14 protein-coding genes are annotated in these 16,098 nt (G+C 45.7%); 12 read left to right on the top strand and 2 right to left on the bottom strand.

Annotation, left to right across the window (positions count from 1 at the left end):
* Window position 1 precedes the first annotated feature (1 nt).
* From cimA to ACEW8F_RS15880, 8 genes are all read left to right on the top strand, one after another.
* On the top strand, window positions 2-1,582 hold the full coding sequence (gene cimA, locus ACEW8F_RS15915) for a citramalate synthase (RefSeq protein ID WP_373484450.1): 1,581 nt from the start codon (window positions 2-4) through the stop codon (window positions 1,580-1,582).
* Between the two features lie 121 nt (window positions 1,583-1,703).
* Entirely contained in the window at window positions 1,704-2,765 is a 1,062-nt protein-coding gene (leuB, locus tag ACEW8F_RS15910; protein ID WP_373484449.1) for a 3-isopropylmalate dehydrogenase, read from the top strand.
* A 95-nt stretch (window positions 2,766-2,860) separates the two neighbouring features.
* The gene (gene ilvD / locus ACEW8F_RS15905) at window positions 2,861-4,525 is read left to right on the top strand and encodes a dihydroxy-acid dehydratase (protein WP_373484448.1); all 1,665 of its coding nucleotides are present in this window, start codon (window positions 2,861-2,863) and stop codon (window positions 4,523-4,525) included.
* Window positions 4,526-4,673: 148 nt separating this feature from the next.
* Window positions 4,674-6,335, top strand: coding sequence for a biosynthetic-type acetolactate synthase large subunit (gene ilvB / locus ACEW8F_RS15900; RefSeq protein ID WP_373484447.1), 1,662 nt, complete (start codon window positions 4,674-4,676; stop codon window positions 6,333-6,335).
* 414 nt (window positions 6,336-6,749) lie between these two features.
* Window positions 6,750-7,418 carry an L-fuculose-phosphate aldolase gene (locus tag ACEW8F_RS15895; protein WP_373484446.1) on the top strand — a complete coding sequence of 223 codons (669 nt, stop codon included), beginning with the start codon at window positions 6,750-6,752 and terminating at the stop codon, window positions 7,416-7,418.
* Window positions 7,419-7,549: 131 nt separating this feature from the next.
* Window positions 7,550-8,596 carry a diguanylate cyclase domain-containing protein gene (locus ACEW8F_RS15890; protein WP_373484445.1) on the top strand — a complete coding sequence of 349 codons (1,047 nt, stop codon included), beginning with the start codon at window positions 7,550-7,552 and terminating at the stop codon, window positions 8,594-8,596.
* Between the two features lie 23 nt (window positions 8,597-8,619).
* Window positions 8,620-9,879: a chloride channel protein gene (locus tag ACEW8F_RS15885; RefSeq protein WP_373484444.1), complete on the top strand. Its 1,260-nt coding sequence runs from the start codon at window positions 8,620-8,622 to the stop codon at window positions 9,877-9,879.
* 32 nt (window positions 9,880-9,911) lie between these two features.
* Window positions 9,912-11,165, top strand: a complete 1,254-nt coding sequence (locus tag ACEW8F_RS15880) for a chloride channel protein (RefSeq protein WP_373484443.1) — start codon at window positions 9,912-9,914, stop codon at window positions 11,163-11,165.
* Between the two features lie 19 nt (window positions 11,166-11,184).
* Here ACEW8F_RS15880 and ACEW8F_RS15875 read toward each other — a convergent pair whose 3' ends face one another.
* Both ACEW8F_RS15875 and ACEW8F_RS15870 read right to left on the bottom strand, forming a co-directional pair.
* Entirely contained in the window at window positions 11,185-12,426 is a 1,242-nt protein-coding gene (locus ACEW8F_RS15875; protein WP_373484442.1) for an MFS transporter, read from the bottom strand.
* 211 nt (window positions 12,427-12,637) lie between these two features.
* On the bottom strand, window positions 12,638-13,180 hold the full coding sequence (locus ACEW8F_RS15870; RefSeq protein WP_373484441.1) for an HdeD family acid-resistance protein: 543 nt from the start codon (window positions 13,178-13,180) through the stop codon (window positions 12,638-12,640).
* A 218-nt stretch (window positions 13,181-13,398) separates the two neighbouring features.
* Between ACEW8F_RS15870 and ACEW8F_RS15865 the strand changes: the two genes are divergently transcribed.
* From ACEW8F_RS15865 to ACEW8F_RS15850, 4 genes are all read left to right on the top strand, one after another.
* Complete coding sequence (locus ACEW8F_RS15865; protein ID WP_373484440.1) at window positions 13,399-13,818, top strand: DUF6325 family protein; 420 nt, start codon at window positions 13,399-13,401, stop codon at window positions 13,816-13,818.
* A complete protein-coding gene (locus ACEW8F_RS15860) occupies window positions 13,819-14,118 on the top strand; it encodes an SHOCT domain-containing protein (RefSeq protein ID WP_373484439.1) in 300 nt (99 codons plus the stop codon).
* A 15-nt stretch (window positions 14,119-14,133) separates the two neighbouring features.
* Complete coding sequence (locus ACEW8F_RS15855) at window positions 14,134-15,429, top strand: cation:proton antiporter (RefSeq protein ID WP_373484438.1); 1,296 nt, start codon at window positions 14,134-14,136, stop codon at window positions 15,427-15,429.
* Between the two features lie 31 nt (window positions 15,430-15,460).
* Window positions 15,461-16,098 (top strand): PLDc N-terminal domain-containing protein (locus ACEW8F_RS15850; protein WP_373484437.1); only part of this gene is annotated, 638 nt, incomplete at its 3' end.

Genomic DNA, 16,098 nt, shown 5'->3' with positions numbered 1-16,098 from the left:
AATGTCAGAAAAAATATTAGTCTTTGATTCAACCCTCAGAGATGGGGCTCAGGCAGAAGGAATATCCTTCTCAGTGGAAGACAAAATCCGCGTGGTCGAAACCCTGGATAAAATGGGGATTGACTATATTGAAGCCGGAAACCCCGGCTCCAACCCAAAAGACATCGAGTTTTTCAATCGCATTAAAGGCATCCACCTTAAACATGCCAAGCTGGTTGCCTTTGGCAGCACCCGACGGGGCGGTATTGCCGTTGAGGATGATGCCAATTTAAAGGCCATTCTGGAAACAGAGACTCCGGGGGTAGCAATTTTTGGAAAAAGCTGGACCTTCCACATCACTGATATCATCAAAACCACCCTGGCTGAGAATTTAAAAATGATCGAAGAAACGATGGCATATCTCAAAGCCCAGGGAAAAGATGTAACCTTTGATGCCGAACATTTCTTTGATGGCTATAAAAACGATCCGGCCTATGCCATCGAAGCCCTGCTGGCCGCCCAGGAAGGCGGAGCCGATTGTCTGGCTCTTTGTGACACCAATGGCGGCACTCTGCCCTATGAAATTCTCAAAATCGTCACCGATGTGCGCCAGCAATTACGGATTCCACTGGGGATCCATTGCCATAATGACAGCGGCCTGGCGGTGGCCAATTCACTGATGGCCGTTCACGCCGGGGTTCGTCAGGTTCAGGGAACCTTTCTGGGCTATGGCGAACGCTGCGGAAATGCCAATCTGGCCACCATCATCCCTAATTTACAGTTGAAAATGGGGTTCCATTGTCTGGCTGATGCGGAGCTTAAAAAACTCACATCCTCAGCGATTCGGATCGCTGAGATTTCCAATTATGCCCTTACTGGCCGCGAACCCTTTGTCGGAAAATCTGCATTTGCTCACAAGGGTGGCATGCATATCGACGCCGTCATGAAAAACCCGGCCTCTTTTGAGCATGTATCGCCGGAAGCGGTAGGAAATGAACGCCGGATTCTAATGTCTGAGGTTTCCGGCCGCAGTACTATTATTCAGCTGATCAACGAGGTCGATCCAAGTCTCACCAAAAAATCAGACGAAACCACCCGGGTGATGGATCGTATCAAAGAACTGGAATACCAGGGCTATCAGTTTGAAGGGGCCGAAAGTAGCGTCAAACTCCTGATCCGCAAGGAGCTGGGGATGCACAAGCCATTTTTCACCCTGGAAGATTTTAAAACCATTGGCGAACAAACCCACACCAAGGAAGCCCTCAGTTCTTCTGCGGTGGTAAAAATCAACGTCGACGGCCAATCAGAAATCAATGCCGCCGAAGGGGATGGCCCGGTTAATGCATTAGATAAGGCGCTCAGAAAAGCGTTAGAAGTCTTTTATCCCAAAATTAGCGAGGTGCGCCTCACCGATTTTAAGGTCCGAGTCATCGATTCCAAATCAGCCACCGCCTCCAAAGTTCGGGTGCTGATTGAAAGCTCAGACGGCGTGGACATCTGGACTAATGTCGGAGTTTCCACTGATATTATCGAAGCCAGCTTGATCGCTCTGATCGATTCCATCGAATACAAACTGTTAAACGATGAGGAACGGGAGCAATAAATAAAATCAATGCAAAATATCTTATGGTTTGTCGGGACGGGGGTCTGCCCCCCAGGTTATTATCAACCGCCCGAAAAATCCATGTCATCAACAAAATATTGAAACATAACGAGGAGAACGTATGAATTATAAAATAGCCGTAATTCCCGGAGACGGAATCGGCCCTGAAATTGTCGGGGCCAGTATCAAGGTTTTAGATAAAATTGCCGAAAAATTCAATCATACCTTTGATTATACCGAAGTATTGGCCGGCGGTGCCGCCATTGATGCCTGTGACAACCCGTTGCCTCAGGAAACCGTGGATACCTGTCTGGCCAGCGATGCCGTTTTACTCGGCGCTCTGGGCGGACCTAAATGGGACAATCTACCCGGTAATAAACGACCAGAAGCCGGTCTGCTAGGTTTAAGAAAAAGCCTGGGCCTGTATGCTAATCTGCGACCAGCCATTCTTTATGAAGAACTGAAAGCTGCCTGTCCGCTAAAACCAGAAATCATCGGCGATGGCCTGGATATTATGGTGGTACGGGAGTTGACCGGAGATGTTTATTTCGGCGAAAAAGGCCGGGACGGCGATTTTGCGGCCTGGGATATTATGAAATACACCCGGCCAGAAGTATTACGGATTGCCAAAAAAGCCTTTGAAATTGCCATGAAGCGCGATAAAAAAGTGACTAACGTGGATAAAGCCAACGTCCTGGAAGTTTCCCGGTTTTGGCGAAGCTGTGTGGAAGAAGTAGCCAAAGACTATCCTGAGGTCGAACTAAACCACTTATATGTCGATAACGCTGCGATGCAACTGGTTATCAACCCCAAACAGTTTGACGTTATCGTTACCGGCAACCTGTTCGGCGATATCTTATCTGATGAAGCGAGCATGATCACCGGTTCCATTGGAATGCTGCCATCAGCCAGTATGGCCGACGGTAAATTCGGGATGTTTGAACCGATTCATGGTTCAGCCCCCGATATTGCTAACCAGAACAAAGCTAACCCCATTGCTACTATTGTATCGGTGGCGATGATGCTGCGTTACTCCCTGGATCTGATTGCCGAAGCCGATGCCATCGAAGCTGCCGTTCAAAAAACCCTGGCTCAGGGCTACCGCACCGGTGATATCTTCTCAGCCGGCATGACTTTGGTCGGTACCGTTGAAATGGGACAAAAGATTATCGAAAATCTGTAGAATAATATAAAGCATATTTATGGTTTGTGGGGCGGTTATTATCCGCTCCCAAAGTCAATGATATAAACATTAAAACCACAACGAAAGGATATCAAATGAAAAGTGATTGTGTAAAAAAGGGCGTTGAAACAACCCCCCAGCGTTCTTTATTTAAAGCCATGGGTTATATCGACGAAGAGTTGGAGCAACCCCTCGTTGGGATTGTCAATTCTTTTAATGAAATCGTTCCAGGACATATTCATTTAAATACCATTACTAAAGCTGTAAAAGAAGGGGTGCGGATGGCCGGGGGAACCCCGATCGAATTCCCGACCATCGGAGTTTGTGACGGGATTGCTATGGGTAGCGTGGGGATGAAATACTCTCTGGCATCCCGGGAACTGATTGCCGATTCCATTGAAATCATGGCCATAGCCCATTCTTTTGACGCACTGGTTTTAATTCCCAACTGCGATAAGATCGTTCCCGGCATGCTGATGGCCGCAGCCCGGCTAAATATTCCTGCCGTAGTAGTCAGCGGCGGCCCGATGCTCACAGGTAAAGCAGTGGGACAAAAAGAAACCGATTTAAACACTGCCTTTGAAGCGGTGGGAGCCTTTAACGCCGGTAAAATTGATGAAAAAGAGCTCAAATCCTTTGAAGATTCGGTTTGCCCCGGTTGCGGTTCCTGCTCGGGAATGTTCACTGCCAACAGCATGAACTGCCTGACCGAAGTGTTGGGCATGGGTTTGCCTGGCAACGGCACCATTCCCGCTGTTTTTGCCGAACGGGTGCGATTGGCCAAAAAAGCCGGGATTCAGGTGATGGAAATGTTGAAACGAGACATTAAACCCCGGGATATCATGACTGAAGAAAACTTTAAAAATGCCCTGGCTTGTGATATGGCCCTGGGCTGTTCAACTAACAGTATTCTCCATCTGCCGGCTATTGCCAATGAAGCAGGAGTGATTATCGATCTGAAGGAAGTCAACGAGATTTCAGCTAAAACTCCCCATCTGTGTAAGCTGGCTCCTGCCGGAAATCACCATCTGGAAGACCTGTATTATGCCGGGGGTATTCAGGCCGTGATGAAAACTTTAGCCGATGCCAGTCTGATCGATACAAGTTTAATGACTGTCACTGGTAAAACCATTGCCGAAAATTTAACCTGTGTGTTTAATAAAAATCCCGAAGTCATCCGGCCATTAGATAACCCCTACAGCCCCACCGGCGGCTTAGCGGTGTTGTTTGGTAACCTGGCCCCAGATGGTGGCGTGGTCAAACAGGGCGCCGTGGCACCGGAAATGTTAAAACATGAAGGCCCGGCCCGAGTGTTCGACTCAGAAGAAGAAGGTACCGCCGCAATCAAGGCTGGCAAAATTGTGGCTGGCGACGTGGTTGTCATCCGTTATGAAGGTCCCAAAGGTGGTCCGGGGATGCGGGAAATGCTTTTCCCAACTTCTGCTATTGCCGGCATGGGTTTAGATAAAGATGTGGCTTTGATTACCGATGGCCGTTTCTCGGGAGCTACCCGGGGCGCCTGTATCGGCCATGTTTCTCCAGAAGCTGCTGCCGGCGGAACCATCGGTCTGATTGAAGAAGGCGACATTATCGCCATTGATATAGTCAACCGTGCTATTTCCGTAAAAGTGGACGACGCCGTACTGGCCCAACGAAAAGCTGCCTGGGTTCCAGTGGAACCAAAAATAAAAACCGGCTATCTCTCCCGATATGCTAGAATGGTAACCTCTGCCTCCACCGGTGCAGTATTCGAGAAATAATAAGAATAAGTACAATTTAGTTATATATGGTTCGTAGGGGCGGTTATCAACCGCCCGGAAATGTAGGCAAGAAAATGCCAACCGGCGGGTACGAGTCGGCCCTACAAACTAATCAATCTCAACCAATAGCAGAAAGGAAGTGAAAATTTTGAATAACAAAGAATTATTATTAGGGTCAGAAATCACTGTCCGCTGTCTGGAAGAACAGGGCATTAAACATGTCTTTTCATTTCCCGGCGGCGTCGTGATTCCATTATTCGACGCCTTCTATCGACTCGATCACAATATTACCGAAATTGGCCCTTGTCACGAACAAAATGGTGTCCATGCCGCTGATGGCTATGCCAGAACCAGCAATACTGTGGGGGTCGCCATTACCACCTCCGGACCAGGCGCCACCAATGCCATCACCGGGATTGCCAATGCCTATCTGGATTCCGTGCCGCTGGTTGTCATAACCGGACAGGTTGCTTCGCCTTTGCTGGGCAAGGATTCTTTCCAGGAAATTGACATCACCAACGTGACGATGCAGATTACCAAGCACAATTATCTGGTCACTGATGTGGAAGATCTGGCCGATACCATCCGGGAAGCCTTTGTCATTGCCCAATCGGGACGACCAGGTCCCGTTGTAATCGATATTCCCAAGGATATTTTCCTGGCCAAAACTGAATATGAAAAAATGTTTATCCCCAAACTGCGGCAGATCTATCCGGAAATCAAGGAATCGAAGATACTTGAAGCGGTTGAAGCCATCAATGCTGCCGAACGGCCAATGATCTATGCTGGCGGCGGGGTGCTTAAATCCAAGGCCCACGAAGAACTGCTGGCCTTTGCCGAAAAAGCGGGAATTCCCGTTGCCAACTCTTTAATGGGCTTAGGCGGTATCCCCAGAGATCACGAGCTGTCTATCGGAATGGTCGGTATGCACGGCTTCCAGGAAACCAATCTGGCCGTTATCAATTCTGACGTCCTGATTGCCATTGGGGCCCGGTTCAGTGATCGGGTCACCGGCAACTGCGACGCCTTTGTCCGCAATAAAAAAATCATTCATATTGATGTGGATCCCACTGAATTTGCTAAAAATATTCCATCTGAAATTCAGATTCAGGGAAACATTAAAGATGTTTTACCTCTACTTACTAAAGATATCGAGGAAAAATCCTATCCGGAATGGTATGAAAAAATCAAGGGATGGATCATTCCCTGTGCCGAAAAAGGCGATTATCATCCCAAGAATATTCTCAATACGATCAATGCCGCCTATCCGGAAGCTTTTGTGGTTACCGAGGTTGGACAGCATCAGATGTGGGTGGGTCAATACTGGAACGTCAAGCGGCCGGCCCAATTTATTACCTCTGGCGGTTTAGGCACCATGGGCTACGGCCTGGGAGCTTCCATCGGGGTTAAACTGGCCAATCCCGATGCGGATGTGCTGTTAATTGCCGGGGACGGCAGTTTCCGGATGAACTGCCAGGAACTGATTACCGTCAGCAAGTATCAGATCCCCCTGAAAATATTCCTGTTTGACAACGAATCCCTGGGGATGGTGCGGCAATGGCAGAAGCTGTTCAGCGACAAACGCTATGCCCAAACTGATATCGTCCAATGTACTGACTATCTGATGCTGGCCGCCGCCAGCGGGATTCCCGGCTACAAGGTCACCAACATCGCCGAACTGGAAGAAACTCTGGAGGCGATCAAGGATCAACCGGGGCCACTGCTGGTTCATGTGAAAATTTCCAATGAAGAAGGGGTTTACCCCATCGTCCCGGCCGGTTGTGCCATTGATGAGATTTATTATGAATAAAAATTGAGAAAAACACGCAGTTATTTATAAGCTGCGTGTTTTTTTTATACCGACGTCTATTATCAGTGGGGGCTGGCAGGTGGACGGCGCCATGAGCGAAACTGCGGGATGGGCCTGGGGTTGGATGCTATCCGTATTGTGGCGCTACCGACAGGGTTTTTGGCTATTTATATTTTTTTTAGTTCAAAGTGTTAAAAATTTTGGCACAGCGGGCGCCACACATTGTTTAGTGTGTCGCTCTGTGTTAGAATGAAAAAAAAGAAACATTTTTAAAGAAAAAAGGATGAAAAACACCAGTGAATTTATAAATTTATCTGGGATATTCAGGAACTATGACCAATCCAGACAAAGTCAAACAGGGCAAACGATATTCAGACGATAACTGTAGTACATCAAAACAAAGAAGGTGAAAAAATGTTATTGCAAAAAGAACGTGAAGATGTAGTTAAGTATTGCCGTAAGATGATTACCGCCGGGTTAACCAAAGGTACCGGTGGGAATATCAGTATTTTTAATCGGGACAGGGGACTCATGGCAGTTAGTCCCAGTGGTATCGATTATTTTGAAACCGAGGCGGATGATGTGGTGGTCATGGATCTGGAGGGGAAAGTCGTGGCCAGCCGGAGAAAACCATCCAGCGAATACGCACTCCATCAGATCTTTTATGTGAAGCGACAGGATATTGATGCGGTGGTTCATACCCACTCGGTTTATTCTACGGTACTGGCGACGTTGCGGCAGCCGCTGCCGGCATCCAGTTACCTGGTGGCTTATTCGGGATTGGATGTGCGGTGCGCTGATTATGCTTCCTTTGGAACAATGGAGCTGGCAGAACGAACCTTTGAAGCGATGACGGATCGCTTTGCGGTGTTAATGGCCAACCATGGTTTGCTGACTGGAAGTAAAGATATCCTCAATGCTTTTAATATTGCCGAACAAATTGAGCATTGTGCCGAGGTGTATGTGAAAGCGCGGACCATCGGCGAACCGGTGATTTTGGATGAAGAAGAAATGAAACGGATGATTGTAAAGTTTAGCAGTTGCTACGGTCAAAAAACAGTTAAAGAAGAATTGAAAGAGTAAGCAATAGGATCAGGAAATTTGGTGGTCCGGTTTCTATCAACGCGTTGTGAAACCGATGTATGATTGTATCAAAAGAAGAATTCTGATATAATCTACCCAGCGCATTAGAATTCATACCAGGAGAGGATTCCATGAAAAAAAATCGCAGTATCGCAGATTTAAAAAAAAATTATCTTGAGAACAAAAGTCTGGCTGGGGAAAATAAGGTGGCATCATGGATCAAAATCACGCTTGCCCTGATTCTATATTTTACCGCCTTGTTTTTTCAGATACAGCTTTCAAATTTAAGTAATATTGCTGGGGTTGTAGCACAAATTCAGGTGATGGTCTCGGTTTATCTGGTAGTTGCAGTCAGAGATAAGGGGTATCAGATTGCGGTTTTTATTAATCTATTAGTTTCCTTAATTATCGCAATCAGAATCGTGTTTTTGACTGGAAATATGGATGCGATACCCGGAATTGTAGTGCCTCTATGCACCATCATCACCATCAGCATCATTTCGTTTTATGAAAGAAGTTTTGACACCAAGCTGACAGAAATAACCGAACAAAAGAAGGAGCTCAGTACTCTCTATGATCAATTGGCAAGCTCCGAAAAAAAATTTTTACAGCAAAACGTTAAGCTGAAGGAACTAAACAGAAAAATGAAACAGCGCGAAGTCAGGCTTAATTATCTGGCCTATACCGATGTTTTAACCGGGCTGCCAAACCGCGAAATGCTAATTAATAAGCTGGATTATCTGGTGGAACAGTCTCAGGAGAAGCAGGAACGTTTTGCGGTGGTGTTTATCGATCTGGATAATTTTAAAAAGATCAATGACTATAAGGGACATTATATCGGCGATTTATTACTGAAGTCGATTGCCGATAAAATCAAAAAAATAGTCTTTCAGCAGGATATGCTGGGACGTTTGGGAGGGGATGAATTTACCCTGATTATTCAACGTGATTTGAGTGAAATGAAAATATTTGAATATGTGGAAAAAATAAGGATTGCATTGCTGGAGCCATTTTTGGTAGAAAATATGGAATTGAATATCAGCGCAAGCTTTGGTATTGCCCGCTATCCCCGGGATGGGATCACTGCGGTAGAGCTGCTTAATTATTCTGATATTGCGATGTACAAGGCTAAAGAATTCGGAAAAAACAGAGTGCAATTCATTAATGAAGGGTTGTAAAAGCCGATTGACAGGAGGACAGCGTGGGGATTAAATTCAAAGAAATAATTGTGATGATTTTATTTGTGGCCGTGCTGGGAGGAACCATCGGCGGGATAACCTGGGGGTTGCTATTCATTATGAACCTGGGAATCAGTTTTGTATGGCAGGATCTTAGAAATGCGGCGGATCTCACCCTGTATCCGGTGGTGATCTGTGCTATTGGCGGTTTACTCATCGGTCTTTGGGAGCGGCGGTTTGGTCCCTATCCCCGGGAAATGGCTGAGATTTTGAAAGATGTCAAAAAAGGGGAGAAAATTCCTTATAACAATTTGCATATTATTGGTGTTTCAGCTTTGTTGCCGCTGATATTTGGGGGAAGCCTGGGGCCGGAAGCTGGTTTAACCGGCGTGATTGTGGGTTTGTGTTTTTGGTTTTCCGACCGCTTTAGCTTTATTTTTTCGGAAACTGCAGAGCTGCCCCAGATAGGTATGGCGGCTACCATTGGCGTTATTTTTGGCGCTCCTCTTTTTGCCTTTGTTCAGCAGATTGAAGATGAGAACAAGCCGGCGGAGATTCCTAAAAATTTGAAAATGCTAATGTATTTTGTAGGGATTCTCAGCGGCTATGGAGTATTAACGATCCTGCAGAGTAGTTTTGGCGGAAGGTTGGGGTTGGGACATTTTCCCGCCATTGAAAAAATAACGGGAACGGAATGGGCAGCGGCAATTCCCCTGGCTCTGGTTGGGGTTGCGGCGGGGACTCTTTATTTTCTGTTTATGAAAATAACCAAAGCGGCGGTTAAACCCTTAGAGACGAATATCGTGATCCGGGCTATTCTCGGCGGTATGATCCTTGGAGGGATAGGTATATTTCTGCCCTACACAATGTTTTCCGGCGAACACGAAATGGTTGAGGTGATGAACTCCTGGCCGGCCATGGGTTTTACGGTATTGCTTTTAACTGGGATTGTTAAACTTTTAATGGGCAATATCTGTCACGAAATGGGTTGGCGGGGTGGTAATATTTTTCCCACCATTTTTTCCGGGGTATCCATTGGTTATGCCTGTGCCCTATTGCTTCCGATTGATCCCATTTTTTGTGTGGCGGTGGTGACGGCGGCCTTAACGGCTACAGTGATGCGAAAACCACTGGCAGTGATTTTACTGCTGTTGATTTGTTTTCCCATTAATGGCATCATTCCCATGACCATTGGTGCGGTGATTGGCGGAGCCATTCCGGTGCCTAAATGGATTGGTATTGCAGAAGATCCGAAGAGCGGGTTGATGCAGCAACACCAATAAAAAAGTTACAGTAAAAACATGCGGAGGTGAATATGGGCCTTAAATTTAAAAAGAACCTGGTCATGATTCTGGTTGTCGGATTTTTAGGTGCGGTTATTGGCGGCGTTACCTGGCTGTTGCTTTTTTTATTAAACCTCGGCATTGAATTATTTTGGTCATTCATCCCCGAAATGATTGACTTCACCTTTTATCCGCTGGTGATCTGTGCCTTGGGCGGTCTGCTGGTCGGTCTATGGGAAAAACGTTTTGGCCCCTATCCCAGAGAACTTTCGGAAATCATGGCAGAGATGAAAACTGGCCAAAAGATTCCCTATAATAATCTCCATATTATTGGAGTGGCGGCCTTGCTACCCCTGATTTTCGGGGGGAGTCTGGGGCCAGAAGCGGGGTTGTCAGGGATTATTGTGGGGTTATGTTTCTGGTTTTCCGACAAGTTGAAATTTACCCTGGTGGAAGTTGAGGAAATTGCCGAAATCGGAATGGCAGCCACGATTGGGGTTATTTTCAATTCGCCGCTGTTTGGATTTGTCAATCAGATTGAGGATGATGACAGTGTCAGCAGAATACCGAAGAATACCAGGATGTTATTATATTTTGTCGGTATTCTTGGTGGGTTTGGAGCCTTCCGGTTTTTATCTGACCATATTGGCGGGGGATCAGGCCTGGGAAATTTTCCCGCCATTGAAACCCTGGGAAACACTGAATGGACCCTGGTTATCCCCTTAGCTTTAGCTGGCAGTCTGCTGGGAATGCTCTATTTTGTCTTTAAAGGTCTGGTGAAACGGGCAATCCGGCCTCTTAAGGACAAGGTGGTGATCAAGGCTGTTATGGCCGGGATAATCCTCGGCGGCGTGGGAATATTTTTACCCTACACCATGTTTTCTGGAGAACATCAAATGACCGAGTTGATGCATGGTTGGGAAAGTATTGGCGTGGCGCTGCTTTTTTTGACCGCCATTGTCAAGCTGCTGATCACCAATGTCTGTCTCGAAATGGGCTGGCGGGGCGGACATATTTTTCCGGTTATTTTTGCCGGAACGGCCATTGGGTACGCCTTTGCAATGATACTACCGATTGATCCGATATTTTGCGTAGCAGTGGTTACGGCTGCCCTCACCGGGGCGGTTCTGCGAAAACCCCTGGCAGTGATCTTGTTATTGCTGATCATGTTTCCAATTAATGCAATTATCCCCATGGCCATTGGGGCAGTTATTGGCGGGGCGATCCCCATTCCTGGTTTTCTGGGGCTGGGAGAAAAAGAAGAAGCGGCAAATAAAAAGATCTGAGCACGATGCTCAGATCTTTTTATTTGCCATTAACAGTAGTCAGTGCTTTATTTCGGATGATGGTCAGACTACAGCCGGCCATAATCAGACCAGAGACAATCAACAGGGTCTGGATCGGTATAAAATCCGCCAGCGGCCCAAAGATTACCATCCCCAGGGGTAGAGCGGTGGTGGCAATCAGTTGGAGGATACTGAATACCCGGCCCTGAATGTCTACTGCCACTATTTCCTGAAGTAGCACCGTGGTCGGGGCGGATAAAAAGGGAATGGCCAGACCGGAAATAAAAATGAACAGAATATACAGCACAAAGTTGGGGGCAACACCCATGGCTGAAATGGCCAGCCCAAACACAAAACAGCCTACGGATATGGTTTTAATCCGGTTGGTATAACCGCCCCAGAGAGCAATAATCAGGCCACCGATCATCGTGCCACCACTAAAAAAGATTTCGTTGACCGTCAATAGCCAGACCTCACTACCATAGATTCGGGTGATCAGCAGAGGTGTTAAAAAGGCTGCCGGCGTAATAAAAAACATAATCAGAGCATAATAGATAAAAAGTACCCGGATAAACCGCTGTTGCTGGATATACCGGAGACCCTCTTTCAGATCGGCCAGAGCGGTGGTAGTATTTTTTTTCCGGGCTTTGGGATGGAGGGGGATCGGAATCACGGCCAGGATTCCCACCGCCAGCATGGCGGTGACAACGTCGATAAAAAAGGTGTATTCCAGCGAAAAGGCCACCAGCAGGCCGCCGCTGATGGCCGGCGCGATAATAAAGGTCAGCGACTGAATGCTGCCGTTAATGCCGTTAACCTTCATCAGCTTGTCTTCCGGAACCAGCTGGGGAATCAGTGAATTTACCGCCGGGGTCTGAACTCCGGCCCCAAAGGAACGAATGCCCGAGACCAGAAACAGCAGCCAGAGCTCCTGGTAACCGATTAAAAAAAGGATCGCCAGAATCAGCGTTGACACGGCGATTAAAACATCGGCCAGGAGGATCAGGTATTTTCGATGATAGCGGTCCGCCCACACCCCGGCAAAAAGTGACACAAATATCTGCGGCAAAAAGGTGAATAGGGTGGAGATCGTCATCATTAACCCGGAGGCGGTGGTTAGGGTCACATACCAGATAATGGCATAGGCAACAATGGCGGAACCCAGTAGCGAAACCGTCTGGCTGGTCAGAAACAAGGTGATCTGGCGGCGCCAATGAGGGTTGATATTTTGATTAATCGGATGGTGTTTCTCAGTTTGCATAATCAGGCCTTTCGATGAATAATTTGGTCATTATTAGAGGGTTACAAATAGGTAAGAAGAATTTTATCATAAAATCGATGAAAAGCAAAATGCTGACAAAACAAAGCGCTCCAACCGGATTTTAAGATAAATATAAAAACAAAAGATGTCTCAGACACAAGACATCTTTTGTTTGCTTAAACAGAACTTCAATGTGGCAATACGTCGTTTATTATGCGGCAGGGTGTGATGAAATGGTAGCTGCGAAAAGGGCAATCCCGCCAACGATTAAATAGATGCCGGCAATGATTGAAAAGGCAAACAGCATGACATAAGGGTTAAACAGAAAGAAAAATCCGAGCAGCGTATTGATGATCCCGGCAGCCAGCAACCATCCGGTTCCGGAGCCACCCTGTTTTTTAAGCATCGCCGAAGCGGTGATCTGATTAATACCGGTGAATAAGGTCATAAACGCCAGCATAAAGCCAAAGGTTTCGGCCCGGGAAAGAGCCGGAGCAAAAATCAGTAAGAAGCCAAGAATCACAGCCATGATGCCAGAAGTGAGACTCCAGCCGTTTTTCACTTCACTCTTGGCATAGTCATAAATAAGAAAAACACCATAAATCATCAGACCAATAACAAAGATCCAGATCATCATATTCAAGAAAAATTGTGGAGCAACAAATACCCCAATGCCAAGCAGCACCATGATGATTGAAGCTGCAATGCCGACTCCTTTGTGTCCGTTGGTAGCACTACCAATTACATTTTCCATTTTCTGACCTCCTGATTTTAAATTATTTCTGTGAGCTGTTACCAGTTCTATTCAATAAATTCCCATTTTTAAAATCATTAAACAGGAATTTTTAAAACAGAATGCTAAATTGTAGATTTAGGGGGTAAAAAGATTACAGCTCAACATGATACAATAGCAAGATGTAGAAATCAAAATATCTAAGGTGTATCTTTAGGGGATACAGATAGGAGAAGAATATGCGTGGCCCAATCGATTACATTGTTTTGGAGTTTGAGGGAAACCACTTTAAAGGCGAGGTGTTGAATGCCTTAACCGATGCAGTGGGCAAAAAAATTATTAACGTGTTGGATCTGGCATTGATTTACAAAGACGAAAATGGTAATGTCACGGCGTTGGAACTGAACAACCTAGATCAAGAACTGACCCATACTATTGAGGTATTGCAGCGGGAGCGAGCAGGACTGATTACCATTGAAGACACCGAAGAAGTTGGTGAGGTACTAGATGATAATAATTCAGCGGGATTATTGATCATTGAACATTTGTGGGCCAAGGATCTTAAAAAGGCACTGATTAATGCCAACGGCAGGTTAATTTCAGAAGGCCGGATCCATCCCGATGCGGCTGCAGAATTGGATGAAGAGGAGGAAAATTAAATGGCTGGATTATTAAGAGGAATTGCCCGCACCGCAGTTATTTCCGGTACGGCCACAGCAGCATCAAACAATGTCAGTCGCCGCCAGGCTCAGCGGTTTGCCGAAAAAGATCAACAAGCTTATGCCCAACAGCAACAGCAGGCCTATCAACAACAGGCACCCCCACAGCAAAGTTACCGGGAAGATGTGGATTTTGATGAACAACTGGCACAATTATCTAAACTGGGACAGTTACGGGATCAGGGGATCTTAACCCAACAGGAGTTTGAGGCCAAAAAACGACAAATTTTAGGCGTTTAAACGGAAACCACGGCGATGTATAATTTTAGTGAACTGCTGATCCTTTTTACAGTGGTACTTTTCCTGGTGGTGGCATTTAGCTTTATTAACGAAAAAACGACAAAATTGCCTTATGAAATCGGATTGGTTGTTTTCGGATTCGGGTTTTGTCTGATTTTGATTCTGCTCCAGAAGATGAATGCATTGACGCTGCCTGAAGAATTGCTGGATTTGCTCAAACAATTCAATTTTAATGATTTTCTGATTCACGGGGTTTTGTGTTTTATGCTCTTTAGCGGAGCCTCGCGAATCAGATTCGTTGACTTTAATGAGGATAAATTTCTGATCGGAAGAATGGCTATTATTGGAACGATCATCTCAATCCTGGTTTATGGCAGCCTTTTTTACGGACTGGGCTATTTATTCCAACTGAATATCAGTTATCTGGAAGCGCTTATCCTGGGCTCAATAGTCTCGCCATCGGATCCCATTTCGGCGATGAGTATTCTCAGTAAGGTCGGCTTGCCCCATCGACTGTCCTTGATTATCGAAGGGGAGTCCTTATTTAATGACGGGGTAGCGGTGGCGATATTTGTCACCCTGATGAGCATTCTGGAACAAACAGCCACTGAGTTTACAGTGGCAAGCTTTGTCTGGGGGCTGGTGGCAGATATTTTGGGTGCGGTGGCGATCGGACTGGTGGTTGCTTTCTTATTATCATTTGTTTTCAAAAAAACGAATAATCGCTATATCAAAATCTTCACAAGTATCTTAACGGTGATGTTGGCTTACCTGATTTGTGAGCATCTTGGTTTTTCCGGGCCCATTGCTGCGGTAATTTGCGGACTCTTTTATGCCACCGGCATTGCCAGGCTTAAAAACAAGGGGATGGACCAGAAAACCAAAGAAATCCACGAGCTGTTTTATGATTTTTGGGGAGTTATCGATAATCTATTAAATGGCATCTTATTCTTGCTGGTTGGTCTTTTGTTTGTGGACATCCGGAATCTGGACGGATTTTCAGGGACTGGGATTCTGGTAATCATCATCGGTGCGATTCTGATTAACACCATTGCTCGAACCATCGGTGTTTTTGGGAATGTGGCCTTGGTAAAAAAATTGCCCCTTGATATGTCAAAATCCAGCTTTACTGTTTTTTTCACCTGGGCAGGTTTAAAAGGAGGCCTGTGTCTGGCTTTAGTGATGGGAACCGGAACCGCCCTTGCCTCGGACACCTATAACATTTTTCTGGTTGCTACCTATGCCATCGTTTTGTTCACTACGGTATTCCAGGGGCTCACAGTCGGGAAGGTCTATGAAAAACTCAAGTAAGAAAAACTGAGATTTAGAAATGAAGGTGAAAATGATCGGATTAAAAAGTATTATTAAAAATAATTCAAAATTTATCATCAATGTGTTGTTAATCGTGATCCAATTAGTCATTTTTGGGATACTCATTTACAAATTTAATGAGCGTGTTTTTGCCGCCTATTGGTTAGTTGAAGCCATTGCATTTTTAGTGGTTCTTCACATAATCTATGAGAATAAATCAGCTTCCAATAAAATATCCTGGATTATTTTTGTTTTAGTTTTGCCGATCTTGGGAGTGCTTCTTTACCTTCTCTGGGGAGAAAGTCGGATCTCTAAAAAATCGCTTGCGTTTCTGAATACCATTAATGAAAACACCTTTGGCAAACTTGAGCAGAATATCGATGTGTACAAGGAAATCGAAGATCCGGGAATAAAAAAACAAGTGGATTTAGTCAGTCGCCTGGGGGATACGCCGGTTTGGAAAAATACCAAAACAGAGTATTTAAAACTGGGCGAGATTATGCATCAGGCTAATCTTGATATCATTAATCAGGCTGAAAAATTCATATTTCTGGAGTACTTTATTATTACATCAGGAAAGATGTACGATCAATTAATGGCAGCCTTGTTTGCAAAAGCAGAAGCCGGGGTTGAAGTGAGGATGATGGTTGATGCCGGGGGAAGCATGAC

The sequence above is a fragment of the Acetobacterium sp. genome, from assembly GCF_041752335.1.
In the GTDB taxonomy this organism is placed as follows: Bacteria; Bacillota; Clostridia; order Eubacteriales; family Eubacteriaceae; genus Acetobacterium.
The sequence above is the reverse complement of the archived record's forward strand: the minus strand, read 5'-3'. Positions and strand labels throughout refer to the sequence as shown.